At 59.8% G+C, this 15,419-nt stretch carries 11 protein-coding genes; 7 read left to right on the forward strand and 4 right to left on the reverse strand.

The window, feature by feature from the left end:
* The first annotated feature begins 1 nt into the window (after position 1).
* The 7 genes from sucD to RQ935_RS07925 all read left to right on the forward strand — a co-directional run bounded on the left by sucD (position 2) and on the right by RQ935_RS07925 (position 9,163).
* The gene (gene sucD / locus RQ935_RS07895) at positions 2 to 925 is read left to right on the forward strand and encodes a succinate--CoA ligase subunit alpha (protein ID WP_311497898.1); all 924 of its coding nucleotides are present in this window, start codon (positions 2 to 4) and stop codon (positions 923 to 925) included.
* Between the two features lie 442 nt (positions 926 to 1,367).
* Positions 1,368 to 2,798: a DUF6350 family protein gene (locus RQ935_RS07900; RefSeq protein ID WP_311497899.1), complete on the forward strand. Its 1,431-nt coding sequence runs from the start codon at positions 1,368 to 1,370 to the stop codon at positions 2,796 to 2,798.
* Positions 2,795 to 3,439 carry a phosphoribosylglycinamide formyltransferase gene (gene purN / locus RQ935_RS07905; protein WP_311497900.1) on the forward strand — a complete coding sequence of 215 codons (645 nt, stop codon included), beginning with the start codon at positions 2,795 to 2,797 and terminating at the stop codon, positions 3,437 to 3,439. Before RQ935_RS07900 ends, purN begins: the two co-directional genes overlap by 4 nt.
* A gap of 115 nt (positions 3,440 to 3,554) precedes the next feature.
* Positions 3,555 to 5,411, forward strand: coding sequence for a bifunctional phosphoribosylaminoimidazolecarboxamide formyltransferase/inosine monophosphate cyclohydrolase (locus RQ935_RS07910; RefSeq protein WP_311497901.1), 1,857 nt, complete (start codon positions 3,555 to 3,557; stop codon positions 5,409 to 5,411).
* An 88-nt stretch (positions 5,412 to 5,499) separates the two neighbouring features.
* Complete coding sequence (locus tag RQ935_RS07915) at positions 5,500 to 5,862, forward strand: intracellular motility protein A (RefSeq protein ID WP_299296579.1); 363 nt, start codon at positions 5,500 to 5,502, stop codon at positions 5,860 to 5,862.
* A gap of 51 nt (positions 5,863 to 5,913) precedes the next feature.
* Entirely contained in the window at positions 5,914 to 7,815 is a 1,902-nt protein-coding gene (locus RQ935_RS07920; RefSeq protein ID WP_311497902.1) for an AMP-dependent synthetase/ligase, read from the forward strand.
* A gap of 130 nt (positions 7,816 to 7,945) precedes the next feature.
* Positions 7,946 to 9,163, forward strand: coding sequence for an NADP-dependent isocitrate dehydrogenase (locus RQ935_RS07925; protein ID WP_297721955.1), 1,218 nt, complete (start codon positions 7,946 to 7,948; stop codon positions 9,161 to 9,163).
* On the opposite strand, the gene RQ935_RS07930 is transcribed toward RQ935_RS07925, so the two are convergent.
* Genes RQ935_RS07930 through RQ935_RS07945 form a run of 4 tightly spaced genes read right to left on the reverse strand, consistent with a single transcriptional unit; the run spans position 9,120 to position 15,359 of the window.
* Positions 9,120 to 10,187 carry an adhesin gene (locus RQ935_RS07930; RefSeq protein WP_311497903.1) on the reverse strand — a complete coding sequence of 356 codons (1,068 nt, stop codon included), beginning with the start codon at positions 10,185 to 10,187 and terminating at the stop codon, positions 9,120 to 9,122. The two genes, RQ935_RS07925 and RQ935_RS07930, sit on opposite strands and share 44 nt — an antisense overlap.
* Positions 10,172 to 11,143, reverse strand: coding sequence for a class C sortase (locus RQ935_RS07935; RefSeq protein WP_311497904.1), 972 nt, complete (start codon positions 11,141 to 11,143; stop codon positions 10,172 to 10,174). Before RQ935_RS07935 ends, RQ935_RS07930 begins: the two co-directional genes overlap by 16 nt.
* Before the next feature lie 56 nt (positions 11,144 to 11,199).
* A complete protein-coding gene (locus RQ935_RS07940) occupies positions 11,200 to 12,681 on the reverse strand; it encodes a SpaH/EbpB family LPXTG-anchored major pilin (RefSeq protein WP_311497905.1) in 1,482 nt (493 codons plus the stop codon).
* 29 nt (positions 12,682 to 12,710) lie between these two features.
* Positions 12,711 to 15,359, reverse strand: a complete 2,649-nt coding sequence (locus RQ935_RS07945) for a SpaA isopeptide-forming pilin-related protein (RefSeq protein WP_311497906.1) — start codon at positions 15,357 to 15,359, stop codon at positions 12,711 to 12,713.
* Positions 15,360 to 15,419 lie beyond the last annotated feature (60 nt).

Genomic DNA, 15,419 nt, shown 5'->3' on the forward strand with positions numbered 1-15,419 from the left:
AATGTCGATTTTTCTTGATGAGAACTCCAAAGTAATTGTCCAGGGCATGACCGGTTCGGAAGGCCGCAAGCACACGACCCGGATGCTCGCCTACGGCACCAAAGTTGTCGCCGGCACGAACCCGAAGAAGGCCGGAACCACCGTCGAATTCGACGTCGTTCCCTACGGCCCGCTGGCTGATTCGGTCCAGGGTGGCACCGTCAGCGTCCCGGTGTACGGCACGGTTGCCGACGCCAAGGCCGCGACCGGCGCGAACACGTCGGTCATCTTTGTGCCCCCGGCCGGTGCCAAGGGCGCCATCATCGAAGCCGTGGATGCCGGCATGGAGCTGGTGGTGGTCATCACCGAGCACATTCCCGTCCAGGACACGAACGCCGCCTTCGCCTACGCGAAGTCTCACGGCGTGCGCATGATTGGCCCGAACTGCCCCGGCATCATCAGCCCCGGCAAGTCCAACGTCGGCATCACCCCCGGCGACATCACCCCGCGCGGCAAGCTCGGCTTGGTGTCCAAGTCCGGCACGCTGACCTACCAGATGATGTACGAACTGCGCGACTTGGGCTTCACCACCTGCATCGGCATCGGCGGGGACCCGATTATCGGCACGACCCACATCGACGCCCTCGAGGCTTTCGAAAAGGATCCCGAAACCGAACTGATCGTAATGATCGGTGAAATCGGCGGGGACGCCGAGGAACGTGCGGCCGCCTACATCAAAGAACACGTCACCAAGCCGGTCGTCGGCTACGTGGCGGGCTTCACCGCTCCCGAAGGCAAGACCATGGGCCACGCGGGCGCTATCGTCTCCGGTTCTTCCGGGACTGCGACGGCCAAGAAAGAAGCCCTCGAAGCTGTCGGGGTGCGCGTCGGCAAGACGCCGAGCGAAACCGCGCGCATCGCTCGCGAAATCATGCAGAGTAAATAGTTTTTGCCCTAGCTTTTGAGAGAGACGCGGTCGGAACTGAGGTTTCGGCCGCGTCCTTTTTGCCTGTTCACAAGGCGTTGCGGCGGGTTTCGCCGGCGCGCCAGGTCGCGGGGGTCGTTTACGGCGGGATTCACAAGGGCGGTGTGCCGGGTCGCTCTGGCGCTGTTTTCGGTGTGGGCATGGGTGGGGTTGTTGCTAATTGGGGATTAAATCGGGGTTGGTGGTTATATAGGCCAGCAATGTCGTTTTAGTCGCAAATTTGCCTCGCTTACCCCGGAGCCCTGTTGTTTCATCGGCGGCGCGCCAGGTTGCGGGGGTCGTTTACGGCGGGATTCACAAGGGCGGTGTGCCGGGCCGCTTCGGCGCGGCAAGTCCGCGCGGTTCTGAGGGTTTCCTATACTTAGGTTGGATGAGGCGCCTCACGGCGCCAGGGAGGAGAGTTATGGACGCACGGTCTAACCGTCCTGGTCAGCGTCCCCCAACTCGCCCGGGGAGGCGCCAGCGCCGTGTCACCACCGCTCCTGACGGCCAATCCCTGCCGACCGAACTCAGCCAGGAACGCTCCGGTTCGCCCGCCGGTTCTACCGGCACCGGTGTTGCGGGACTGAGCGCGACGAAACGTTTTCGCCGCCCCGATTTTCGCTCTGTTTTCCGCTCCGCATTGCGCTCCGTTTTCCACAAACCTACCCGCGCCGAACTGTTCCCTGCCGGAACCTGGCGTTCTCTCTGGCTGGGGTTCCAGACTTGGGCGATTAGCTGGGCGGTGCTGGTACTGTTGGCAATCGCGGTGTGGACGCCCACTGCCGCCACGCCCTCGGAAAAAGGCACGAAGTGGAGCGACGCCCTGATGGTGGGCAACGCTATTTTTGCCGCCGCGTTCCGCGCCGAGTTGACCAGCGAAACGATGCGTTTTTCCCTCACCCCGTGGGGGCTCACCCTGCTGATTGGGCTGATGCTGGCCGCGAGTCTGCGGGCGGCGAAACCGGCAAATGCCCCGGCTTTGGCTTGGGGGATATTGGCGTTCCTCCTTCCGACCTGGGTGTGCCTGGGTTTTGCCGCGGTTTCCCTGGTGGTGTGGCGCGCGTTCATTTTTTCGCTTTTTTTCGCGGCGATAGTGTTCTTTGTCGTCGCCAGGCATCTGACCTGGTGGAATGTGACAGCATTCTTCCCCGAGGGCGAGCCGTGGCCGTGGCTAAGCCTGGCGGGTCGCTGCCTGCGCGTGCTAGCTGGGGGAGGCGCGGCGCTATCCGCGGTTTTCCTGCTCGCGGGCTTGATTACCGGCTGGGAGCAAATGCGCACCATCTGGACCGGACTGAAACCTGACGCGCTCGGTTCCGTAGCGATGTTCCTGGCCATCCTCGCTTACCTGCCGACCCTGCTGGTGTGGGGTATCGCATGGATAACCGGTCCGGGCCTCAGTTTGGGTCAGGGAACAGTGTTTTCTCCCGGCCAAGTGATTGGGGGCGACTTGCCGCCGGTGCCGGTGTTGGCGTGGCTGCCGGATGCTCCAGTAGGGTGGTGGCCCCTGATTTTTCCGGTGGCACTAGCAATTGGCTTGGGCCTTTACCTCGGTGGACGTCACCAGCTCGGACTGGCTGACACCGCGTTGTCCCTCGCCCTGTTCCTGGCGGGACTGCTGGTGGGCGGGCTGCTCATCGTGTGGTTTGTCAGCGGTTCACTAGGGCCGGGCCGCCTGGTGAACGTGGGCCCCACCGGCTCGACCCTCTATGCGGGAGTGCTGGCTTGGGGAGTGCCTTTCGTGGTGACCGCCCTGCTGAACCACCCGCAGATGCGCGCCGCGACCCGGCGTTTCGCGGTGCGGGTCTCGGGCAAAAATCCGGAGGCTCTTCCCACTGCTAGAATCGACTTATGACGAAGCGAGTCTTAAAGCTGCCCGGAGACCGTCCCTCCCGCCTGGTGGTGCTGATTTCCGGGGACGGTTCTAATCTGCAAGCGCTCTCTGAAGCGACCGCGAACCCTGCTTACGGTGCGGAAATAGTCGGGGTTGTTTCCGACCGGGAGACTGCCGGGGGACTGCAGTGGGCGCAGTCACAAGGGATTCCCACCGCCGCGGTTTGTCTGGGAGACTTTCCCGACCGGGAAGCCTGGGACAGCGCGCTGACGGCAGCGGTACAGTCCTGGGACCCGGATTTAGTCGTCAGCGCCGGGTTCCTGAAAATTTTGGGTCCGAAATTCTTAGCTCAATGGCCCTCTCACATCGTCAACACCCACAATTCGTTGCTGCCCTCTTTCGTGGGTATTCACGGGCCGCGCGATGCCCTCCGCGCCGGGGTGAAACTGGCGGGGGCCACGCTGTTCATAGTTGATCCCGGCATGGACACCGGCCCGATTTTGGCCCAGGTGGCGGTTCCCGTCCACGACGATGACGACCTGGAAACCTTGACCGAGAGAATCAAAGTCGCCGAACGCGCCCAGCTGGTCGACAGCGTGGGCCGGATGGTAGCGCACGGCTGGTGGATTGACGAAGTTCGTGCCGGTTTTGAAAGCGACTAGGATTGAACCGTGGGGTTTCTTTCCGCGCAACCGCGGTCGCGGCCCCGAAAGACACCCGAATAACTGTTGATTTTTAGACAAAAGCAATAACCCCAATTAAGGAAGGCAATACAAGGTGGCGGAAACGACAAATCGTAATCAGGAAACTCAGATTCCCATCAAGCGCGCGTTGGTCAGCGTGTGGGATAAAACCGGGCTGGAAGAGCTGGCGGCGGCTTTGGTCGAGGCCGGGGTGCAAATCATTTCCACCGGCTCCACCGCGAAAAAGATTGCGGCCGCGGGCTTTCCCGTCACCCCGGTAGAAGACGTGACGGGCTTTCCCGAATGCTTGGAGGGACGGGTCAAAACCCTGCACCCGCACATCCACGCCGGTATCCTCGCGGATCGGCGCAAACCTGACCACGTCAAGCAGCTGCAGGACCTGCAGGTCGAGCCCATCGACCTAGTGGTGTGCAACCTCTACCCGTTCGAGGACACGGTAGCCAGCGGCGCCGACTTCGACGCCTGCGTGGAACAGATTGACATCGGCGGGCCCTCCATGGTGCGCGCCGCGGCAAAGAACCACCCCTCGGTCGCGGTGGTCACCGCGCCTTTCATGTACCCCCACGTCATCGAGGCGGTCCAAAACGGCGGCTTTGACCTGCGGGAACGCCGAATTTTGGCGTCTCAGGCTTTCGCGCATACCGCTGAATATGACGCGGCCATCGCCACTTGGTTCGATGACCAGATTACCCACTTTGCAATGGAGGCTATTGGGGCGGAACTCGACCCGGACGCCACCGGGGATAACGGCGCGGACGCGCTGCCCGAATGGGTCGAGATGTCGGGGGACCGGGACACTTCCTTACGTTACGGGGAAAACCCGCACCAGGCCGCAGCCTTGTACATCGACATGGATGCGCTGGCGGCAAAGGTGGCCGAGGGCGGGCCGGACTCTGATTGTATGTGTCCCGAATGCGCTCCCCACCCGGATTTAGCCGACGTGGCGCTGTGCGACAGTATCGGCGCTGATGAGACTATCGTGCCAGCTCCCGGTATTGCTAACGCGATTCAGCTGCACGGCAAGGAAATGTCGTTCAACAACTACACGGACGGGGACGCGGCGATTCGCGCGGCTTATGACCACGCGGAGCCTTGCGTGGCGATTATCAAACATGCTAACCCCTGCGGCATCGCGGTAGCCGCTGATGTCGCCACCGCACACCGCAAAGCCCACGCCTGCGACCCGGTCAGTGCTTTCGGTGGGGTCATCGCGGTGAACCGTCCGGTGACGGTGGAGCTGGCGAAACAGATTGCCCCGATATTCACCGAGGTGGTGCTGGCTCCGTCTTATGAGCCGGGAGCTGTGAGCGCCTTGGCGGCAAAAAAGAACGTGCGGGTGCTTAAGGTCACTCCTCCCGATCGGGGAGCCTTGGAAATCCGCCAAATCAGCGGGGGCTACCTGGCCCAGCAGCGTGACGACGTGGCCGAGTCGGGCGACCGGCCCGGCGGTTGGACCAAGGTGTGCGGTCCTGACGTTGACGAGGCGACCTTGCACGACCTGGAGTTCGCTTGGCAAACTATCCGCGCCACGAAATCTAACGCTATCCTCCTGGCTCATGACGGGGCGACGGTTGGCATCGGCATGGGTCAGGTCAACCGGGTCGATTCCTGCAAGCTGGCGGTGGAACGCGCCAATACCCTGGGCGGACGAGAAACCGGAGACGCGGCCGCGAGTGCTCAAAGCGATGTCGCCGGGGGCGCACGTGCCGACGACTTGGCGGTGGCAGCTCCTCCCGAGCGGGCGCGCGGCGCGGTCGCGGCGTCCGACGCGTTCTTCCCGTTCGCGGACGGCCCGCAAATCCTCATCGACGCGGGCGTGAAAGCTATCGTCCAGCCCGGCGGTTCTATTCGTGACCAGGAAACTATTGATGTCTGTGAAAAGGCCGGGGTCACGATGTTCACCACCGGGGTGCGTCACTTCTTCCACTAGAGGCGTTTGGCGCGGCTGGTAATCCGGGGATTGCCGGTCGCGCCGCCCGTATAACCGTAACCGACCCGCAAACCGTCGAGGGATTCTTTTGAACACCCCAAACCCGTCGCAAACCCCTGAACCCGACACGCCGGACTGGCAGTCGCTGGATTCGGTGACGCCTGACCAGCCCACGGTGGTGCCCAACACGGCTCCGCATCCTTTCGATGCCCCCAGCCGCGCCCAAGTGTTGCTGCTGGTGGTGGCGGTGGCGGTCCTGCTGGCGCTGTCTGTCATCGGATGGTGGCAAGCGGCGGTCTGGGGTTTAGTCGTAGTGCTGTTGGCGCTGGCGGGGTTTCGCCTGACTAACCGCCACGCCTGGACTCGGGCGCGCGGAACGGTCTTTGACGTGACGGTCCTGGTCGTGGCGGCGGTGGGGATTGCCCTGGTGATGCTGGTATTGCCCGAGTGAACTGCGATAACTCGGCAGTGGGAGAGTTCAGAAAGTTGGTAAGCTAACCCTATGGCTGATGAAAAACGTAACAACCGCGACGAGATTACCAATCGGGCGCAAAACCCGATGGATAAGCCTGGTTGGGTGGAAGTAGACGGCGAGCGCTACTGGCATTGCCCGCGGTTGTTTACCGCTGAGAAACACCAAACTCTGCCTTGGACCCTGGCGGATCGGGTGCGTCGCCTGCCCAACGCGAAATTGCTGGACCGAAAGACCGAGCTCGGCGGGTGGCGTTCGATGACGGCGGTGGAGTTCAACGAGGACGTTCATTCGGTAGCGCGCGGCTTGATTGGGATGGGTTTGCAGCCCGGGGATCGGTTCTCTATCATGGGCCACACCTCGTATGACTGGATGCTGATGGAATACGCGGGATTTTGCGCCGGACTGGTGTTGGTTCCGATCTATGAGACGGATTCCGCCGAACAGATTGCGTGGATTTTAGAGGACGCCGACCCCGCTTTGGTGGTGTGCGAAACGAACGCGATGCGCCAGCTGGTCAGCTCGAAACGGGATTGCGGCCGCAGCCTGAAACACGTGTTGTGCCTGGAAGATTCGGCGGTGGTCAGGATTAAGAAGGCCGGTATGGACGTTCCTGATTTCCAGGTTGACGAGCGTTCCCGCGCGGTGACTATCGACGACGTGTCCACGATTGTGTACACCTCCGGGACTGCCGGAAAGCCCAAAGGTGTGGAAATCACGCACGGGAACTGGATGGAACTGCTGGCCAACGGGATGAAGTGGATGCCGGAAATCGCGGGGTATCCGTCCTCTCGGCTGCTGGTGTTCCTGCCGCTTGCTCACGTTTTGGCTCAATACCTGCAGTTGATTCAAGTGTGGGGGGCGGGCACGCTGGGTCATGCTCCCAATATCCGCAACCTCATCACTGACCTGCAAGAGTTCGCTCCGTCCTACGTCATGGTGGTGCCGCGGGTGCTGGAAAAGATTTACAACACGGCTCAGGTCCAAGCCCGGGCGCACCGGATTTCGCGCATTATGTTTTCACGGTCGGTGAAAGTTGCCGAAGCTTATTCGCGGGCTTTGGATACGGCAGAAGGGCCCAGCCGGCGGTTGCGGGCGCAGCGTTTGATGTATTCTCAACTGGTTTATCGCCGGATTTTGTCTCTGTTTGGGCCGAATCTGAAGTTTGTGATTTGCGGCGGGGCGCCGTTGAGCGAAGAACTCGGGCACTTTTTCCGCGGCATCGGAATGCCGGTGTTGGAGGGCTACGGTTTGACCGAAACCTGCGCGCCGCTGTGCTTTAACAACATTAAGAACTACCGTATCGGCACGGTCGGGCCCGCGGTGGCGTCTACTGACCTAAAGATTTCTCCCACCGGAGAGTTGCTGGCAAAGAGTCCGGCCATCTTCCATCGCTACCACAACAATCCGGAACAGACCGAGGCCGCTTTTGAAAACGGCTGGTTTAAGACCGGCGATTTGGCCACCATTGATCAGGACGGTTTCGTCAGGATTACGGGACGTGCCAAGGACATCATCGTCACCGCCGGGGGAAAGAACGTGGCGCCCTCCGTGCTGGAAGATCCGCTGCGCCAGTATGCCCTGATTAACGAAGTGCTGGTGGTGGGCGAGGGCATGCCGTTCGTGTCCGCCCTGATTACCTTGGATACGGATATGTTGCCGACCTGGCTTAAGAACCACGGGATGCCCACGATGGACGCGCTGACCGCCTCCAAGGATCCCCAGGTGTTGCAGGCCATTTCCCGAGCGGTGGAACGGGTCAACGCCCGCGTGTCTCGCGCCGAATCCATCCGCAAGTTTAAGGTCTTGCCGACCGCCTTTACCGTCGAAAACGGTCTGCTGACCCCGTCGATGAAGGTGAAGCGCAAGGAAGCGGCCGCGGCGTTTGCTGCCGAGATTGAGGAACTTTACGCCGACAAACTGGTGAAGTAAGGCCGCCGGCCCGCCGCGGGAAAACCATAAACAACTTCAGGGAAAACTATCCTGGAAATTTATCTCGATATCGAGTAAAATTTCGGTAGTGGCGATAAGCCCTAAAAATTGACCTCTACAAGGAGTAAAAATGGCGAAAATCAAAGTGGAAAATCCGGTGGTCGAACTCGATGGCGATGAGATGACCCGCATTATTTGGCAACAGATTCGCGAAAAACTCATCTTGCCTTACCTGGATGTGGACCTGAAGTATTACGACTTGGGCATCGAAAATCGTGACAAGACCGAGGATCAGGTCACTGTCGATTCCGCCAATGCCATTAAGAAGTACGGGGTGGGCGTGAAGTGCGCAACCATCACTCCTGATGAGGCTCGCGTGGAGGAGTTCGGACTAAAGAAAATGTGGAAGTCCCCCAACGGCACTATCCGCAACATTCTGGGCGGGGTCATTTTCCGCGAACCCATCATCATGCAAAACGTACCCCGCTTGGTCAAAGGTTGGGACAAGCCCATTGTGGTGGCGCGTCACGCGTTTGGCGACCAGTACAAGGCGACGGATTTTAAAGTTCCCGGTGCCGGCAAGGTCATGTTGAGCTGGGTGCCTGACGATGGCAGCAAGCCCATCGAGCACGAGGTCATTCACATGCCCGAGGCGGGCGGCGTCACCATGGGCATGTACAACTTCAACGATTCCATCCGCGATTTCGCCCACGCCTGCTTTAACTACGCTCTGGTACGGAAGTACCCGGTGTACCTGTCCACCAAGAACACGATTCTAAAAGCGTACGACGGCCAATTCAAAGACATCTTCGCCGAAATCTATGAAACCGAATTCAAGGACAAGTTTGAGGCCGCCGGGTTGCTCTATGAACATCGGTTGATTGACGACATGGTCGCGAGCTCCCTGAAGTGGCACGGCGGCTACCTCTGGGCGTGCAAGAACTATGACGGTGACGTCCAGTCCGACACGGTGGCTCAGGGCTTCGGCTCACTAGGGTTGATGACTTCCGTGCTGATGACCCCGGACGGGCGCACGGTTGAGGCCGAGGCGGCTCACGGCACGGTGACGCGCCACTACCGGGCTTGGCAGCGCGGGGAAAAGACTTCCACCAACCCGATTGCCTCCATCTATGCGTGGACGCGCGGGCTGGCGCATCGTGGCAAGCTCGATAACACTCCGGCGGTCATTGAGTTCGCCGAGACCCTCGAGGATGTCATTGTGAAGACTGTCGAGGGCGGTCAGATGACCAAGGACCTGGCGCTGTTGGTCGGCGGGGACACCCCCTGGTTGACCAGCGACGACTTTATGAATGCGTTGGATGAGAATCTGCAGGCTCGCTTGAGCTAGAGCGCCGGCGCATCAGCACCAACCCCACCACAATCAGCCCGGCGCTCAGCGTCACGGCTCCGGCAACCTGCACCCCGGTTCTCGCCAGGGCGTCAGCGACTCTGGAGGGCAGGGAGTGGTTCGGCGGGGTCAGTCCCCATTCTTCCCACACGCCCGCCACGCGCGGGTCGTCCGGGTTGGGAATGTAGCTGTTCGTTTTCGGATCGTAAATCCAGCCGGGAATGTCATAAGGGTCGGTGACCCGGTTCGGGTCCACCCCTTTCGGCAACGGCGGTAGCGGCTTCTCAGAAGGGGTCGGGGTAGCGCTGGGTTTTGGGCTCTGGCTGGGCGTGGCGCTCGGGCTGGGCGTGGCGCTCTTGCTGGGGAGGGGAGTCGGTCCGGGCGCGGGGATATATCCGGGAAGGATCGGGCCGCCCCCGGTGTTCCCTCCCGGTTTGGGTGTTGTGGTCGCGACGGGTTTCGGTACCAGCGCCAGCCCGTATCCCCACTTGGCGGTCCCGGACGACGTATCCCCATAGGGCAGGGTCACCAGGGAGGGGTAAAACTTGAGGTAGTTGGCGGTTGGCGTGCTTGGTGGGGTGGACTCGATGAGGTACATTCCCAGCGCTAGATTGCTGAACTTCACCACGCCGGCATTGTTCGTGGTGCCGGTGGACACCGGGGTCAGCCCTTTAGCCCGCGCCGCGGTGACGCTCATTGTTGCTAACTTGGTGTAATCCACCCCTGCGCCCGTGGTGGCGACACCGTCCACTTTCGAAATCTTTACGGTGTAGTTTGCTGTAGACCCGTTGGGTACGGTCGGTATTTGCGGGTCATCGTTGGGGTTCTTGCGGGTCAGGCGCACTTCCAGTGTGCCCGGATAATTGGAGTTGATAGCATCCACATTGAGAGTCGCGGTATCACCGGTGATGGCGTGAATATTGTCCTCTTCGCTGCTGGCCAGGGCGGGCGCCGCACCCAGGCTGAGAGTCAGCGCAAAACCTGCCCCCAGCGCGGCCAGGCGCATTCTCAGTTTCGTTTCCATGACTTCATCTCCCTGGGTTTTTCCGTTTCGCCAGGCGCATCGCCTTTGAAGTTTTCGTTTCGCCGCCGGCGCCGTTGGCCCCACACCCACACTATTGCCAGCACTGCGGCCGCCGCGGCGATAGCGACCAGCACCCACATCCACCAGGACACGACCTGCAGCGGAGCTTGCACAGCGGGGAAGTCCTCGGGGGGCAGGGTGGTGCGTTCCCCGGTGACCAGCAGGCGGTGGGAGTTGATGCCATAAGGAGTGCAGGTCAGGACCGTCAGCAGGTCTCGTCCGCCCTCGACTTTGAGGGTTTTCACTTCGTCAGGTTTCACGACTCGAATGTCGTAAACCCGGTAAGCCATCTTGCGTCCCATCACGTCCAGGAACATCAAATCGCCTTTTTCCACGTCCACCAGGTGGTCGAGCAGGGTCGCGGTGGGCAGTCCGGTGTGTCCGGTCAGCACGGCGTGGGTGTCATTCCCACCCACCGGCAGGGACGAACCGTAGAGGTGGCCAATCCCGCGCTCCAGGGTCTCCACTTCGGAACCGTGATAAATCGGCAGGTCGACCCGCGCTTTGGGAATAATCAAGCGTCCCATTTCGGGCAGCAGGTCCAGCTGGTGCAGATACCCCTGATAGGGATAGTTGTTCTTTGACACGCGCGCCATCCACGGGTCCAGCACGGGAATGCCGGGAATGCTCCGGTTGTATTCTTCGGCTTTGGCGAGCATTTCGTCCAGGGCTTCGGGTCGGCTCTGTTCTATCTGTTCGCTGTAGGCCAAGGTGTGGCGGCGTTGTTCATAGTTGTTGAGGTTTGTGGCCACCACCGGGTAGAGCAGTACCCCTATCCCAATGATGGTCAACAGCACAGGAATCCACAGGCGGGGGCGTGAGTCGACGACATTGATGTGCTTCGGCGCGTTCGCGACTGAGCGTGGCACCAACACTACAGAGTTCTTTCCGCTCACGTTATTCCCCTCCTTTCGGTTAGTTGAGATTATCCCGGTACTGCGGGTGAGTGCGCTTAGGAGCGCTGGCGGTGCATATAGACGGCAGCTCCACCCAACAGCACCAAACCGAGCACCACGAACAGGGCAATGCCCATGCCGCCGGTATTCGGCAGTAAGCCCGTGATGGAGCTGGTGGAGGTGTTCTTTACCGTCACCGTTACGGTTTGGCTAGAATCGCCGGTAATCTTCGCCTTAGTGAATTCGAACTTTTGCGGACCAGCTAGCTGCTGATAGCCGTCCGGTGCCTTGGTTTGCACCAGGCAGAGCTGTCCCTCAGTGGCACCCAGCGGACCGACAAGCACACCGTCGGCAGCGTTTTCAATCTCGAACTCACTGTTGACACCGATGGTCAGCAGTGTGTCCTCCTCGATTGTGGTGCCCACGGGGTTGCCCCCGCACTTGTAGATCTTGAACTTTCCGCCGGAAAGCTTGGTGCCGTCAGCGTTTTCGTTCAAAATCTTCAGTTTGCCGAACACCGTTTTGGCGGGGTTATTCGTATCGAACGGAATCGTCGTTTCTGCATCACCTCCGTTTGTGGTGGTGTAAATGGCTTTCGCCTCGTTGGCCACCTCGCCGGTAGTACTGACAGTGTCCAACACTTTGGTGGTGACCTCCAAACGCATGGTTTTGCCTTTATTGTTGTTGAGTTTCTGGATGCCGCCGTTCGTGAAGGTGACTACCAGCTGGTTACTATCCGGGCTGCCTGGTGCCACGGTGTAGTCTCCGCTAGCGCCGGCGGTCAAGGAGACCTCACCGCTTCCGGTGTTAATGACAGCGGAGGTGACATTCATAGCTTTCATATTGGTAGGTATATCCAGCACCTTAAATGCCGTGAAAGTGTCGTTCTTGATACCTGGAATCGGCACTTCCATCTGCCAGGTCATCGTGGAACCTACCGAAATCGGAGTGCCTGCCGGGGTAATATCCTTCTTTTTAATCTTGCCGGCATCTCCGTTCTTGGGGTAGACATGAATGTCATAAACCCATTCAGACGTGTTCGTGGGGTTCGTCATGGGGACGAACACGACCGCCGGAGCCATCAGGGTTTTCCCCTCCGGGGCAGCAGTCTGCGTGAGTAGATACACGCCCGGCTTTAGACCCTGGAATTCACAGGTACCGTTTGCTGCAGTGATGCCGGTCTGTGTCGTGAAGTGCGGATCCAGGGTGCCGAAATCTCCTGCCGTCAATCTGAGGGCACTCGAATATCCAGCATTAGTCGTGATATTTTTGTCGGATTTCTCGAGTTTGAAGGTGGCGCCTTGGATTGCCGCGGCTCCCTCGGGCAGCGGATCCGTGACCATGCCGGTGGCGTTTACGGCTCCTCCGGTTGGCATAGTCAGGGCGTGAACTGTGATTGATCCATTTGTATCTGGATTAATTGGTGCGGCGGAGGCGGCCGGTGCGTTGAGCATTCCCGCAGCCCCCAGCAGGGCGACCGCCCCGGTAGCGAAAATCGCCACCGCGCGTCGCCAAATGGGTAAACCTGTGCGTTTCATGGTTTTCTAACCTCATCTTCCTGTGTTTATTAGTGGTTTTCCTTGAGTAAAGTCTTGCGACGGTAAGCCAGGGCGAGCCCGCCCGCCAGCATCAGCAATCCGGTGATTTCAACCCAGAGTCGCGCCCCACCGGTCTTGGGCAGGTATCCCGAAGAGACTTCCGCCACATCAATAGACCACGGCTGGGCATCGTTTACGGGGGTCTGCACCGCCACCAGTCCGGTGTGTGAGACATAGTCCGCCAGTTCTACCGTGAGGTCCTCACCAAAGTTGGTGTACGGGTCAAAAGTGGGGTTGGTGGTGGTGCTCTGGTGGTTTGTGGGGTTCACGGTAAACTGCCAGTAGGTCGGCAACATTTCACCCATCCCGGACTTCGTTTCTTCCAGTACATACCCGCCGGGTGCCAGCGTGGCCGCGAATACGCCGGGTATTTTGTTACCGTTCGTGTCCTTTTGTGCGCTGACTTCAATGCCCTCGGCCGAAATCGGATCGCCGTTCGTGTCGACGGGATAAATCTTAAAAATAGCCCCTTTATTGACTGGCTGCTGATCCTTATCCACTTTGCGGACCTGGACTTTTGCCTTGTCCCGATAAATCGTGTGCAGCACCACGCGTGGGTCGTCTCCGGCAGTCATCGTGAAACCAGCCGAGGGTATCTCAGCGCGGGCCGCAGCCGACCATTCAATGCCGGTGCCATCGGCCTTGGGTACGTCGGTAAACGTCGGTTCGGTGCGGGGCGCCCCGGTGGCCGGGTCTATCAGCTGGTTTCGTGGCGGCGTCATCAGCGCGGTCAGGTGGGTTAGCCCCTCAGTCGCGAGATTATCCAGATTGGGCGATGGCGCCTGGGGAACAATGGTGCAGGTTGAACCGATTGGCACTATTGTGCGCGCCAACTGGGCCGCTTTTGCGTTGCCTACCGTGGCGGGGCTAACGCTGGTGTCCTCATACTGCAGACTGCCCGAGCCGGGGGACGTGTAACCCGGCAGTGTCGGATAGGTACAGCTGTAGTTATAGGGGTACTGTGTCGTGTCCTTTGCAAGCAGCGCCTTAGCGCGGTCGCCTTGCGGATACGCCACGACCCCAATATCGGCCTTTTGCACCAGGTAGGTGTTTGTGAAAGTGATGGTGGTCTGATTTTGCCCCGTGGGGTCAAGGGTTACACCTTTCGCGTTCCGATACTGCTTCAAATCTGATTTCTGGGTCGAGCATTGCTGATCCGGATCAGTTGTCGGGCAGGGGTATTTATCGTCCATATACTCGGGCTGGAACGCTTCCGCATGCACTTCCGTGCCAGGATTCGTGCCGCTTGACGACGTGACTTCGCTCCAGTCCGCGCCGAGCCGGTGGCGTAAAGTCGGGTAGTTGGCTATCGGGTCAGTGCCGGCGTTGTCTAGCGTGAAAGCGCAGGTAGCCGTGGCGGGCAGGATATCCTCCGTCTGCGAATCTAGCGTGACTTTAACTGCGTTACCGGAACTGCCCACGTCAACGGTGCCGGTATATGTCACCGGAGTACCCTCCTTGGCAGGAGGTACCACCGGATTCCGCAGGTATGCATCGGTGCAGGTGTAGTTCACCTTGTATGCGAGGGTACCGAGCTGCGAGCCAACGTTTTCTTCATACGTGCTGTTGGTCTCAGTATCCACCAAGGCCTTGACCGACAATTTCGCTTCGGGGCGAGTGTAGGTGTTCGTCAAATCGAACTCGGTGAACTCTTGGGTCGTGCCTTGAGCCGACACATGGTCGGGGTGCACCTGAAAGCCTTTCAAGATGCCTTCGTTTTGACCCGGCAATAGGTTCCCGTCCGCCTCGTAGGTCACGTCGCCCCCGGTTCCGCTGTGTACGGTACCGCCGTTCACATCAATGTCCCCAAATAGGGTCGCCAACTGACCCTTCAAAGTCTCCAGAGGATCGGTGGCGTCGGCGGGAATATCATCGGTCAAAATCGTAGAGTTATCCGAGCTCACCCGGTGCAGCTGGTAGCCCACCGTAGCGTCGTAGGGTTCCGGCCGGGTCTGCGCGATGACACAGTTATAACCCACCGGCACAAACACGTCGGAGAGGTAGGTGGCAGCGTAGGGATCAGGATCAGACGTACTGTGCTCCAGCTTCAGCGTGGTGTTATAGATAGCGGCGGCGTTACCGGCGTTCGGAATCGTCACTCCGTTTGCCACCAGGGTGGGGGGTTTGCAATACAGACGCAGCGAGATCTCCTTGTCCGCACCCAGTCGCTTACCGTTTCCGTCCACGGTGAGGTGAACTTTAACCTGGGTCTTTTCAAACGTGTAGTTGTTCCACGGCACCATCGTGCCCGCAAAGTTTTCCGGCAATGTCTTAGGCACTTTCGGGTTGGTGGAACCGGTGGGGTTGTCATCTTGCGACCAGAAGTCGTTGTTCTTGGTTCCGGTGTCACGTGGCAGCTTCACCTGGGCGGTGGCTTTCGAGGTGGAAGTCTGGTAGCTGCACAGCTCGGTGCCCAAGGTTTCGCAGTTGGACACAATCGGTTCGCGAGAACGGAACCCCGGAGTCAGCTCCCAATAGTTATCCCACTTGGAGTGCTTGCGTTTGGCTTTGGTCTCGTCCTCGGACACGGCGCAAACAGCACCGGCGGGCAGGGCATCTATGGGGTGCCATTCACCTTGCTGGAAGCGCCCCATCTCGATGCTTCGCTTGTTGTCCAAGCTACCGGCGTACCTTATGTATTTTGAGCGCGTAGGTGATGTGGTGCCTCATATAGTTTG

The organism is uncultured Mobiluncus sp., from assembly GCF_963511525.1.
In the GTDB taxonomy this organism is placed as follows: Bacteria; Actinomycetota; Actinomycetes; order Actinomycetales; family Actinomycetaceae; genus Mobiluncus.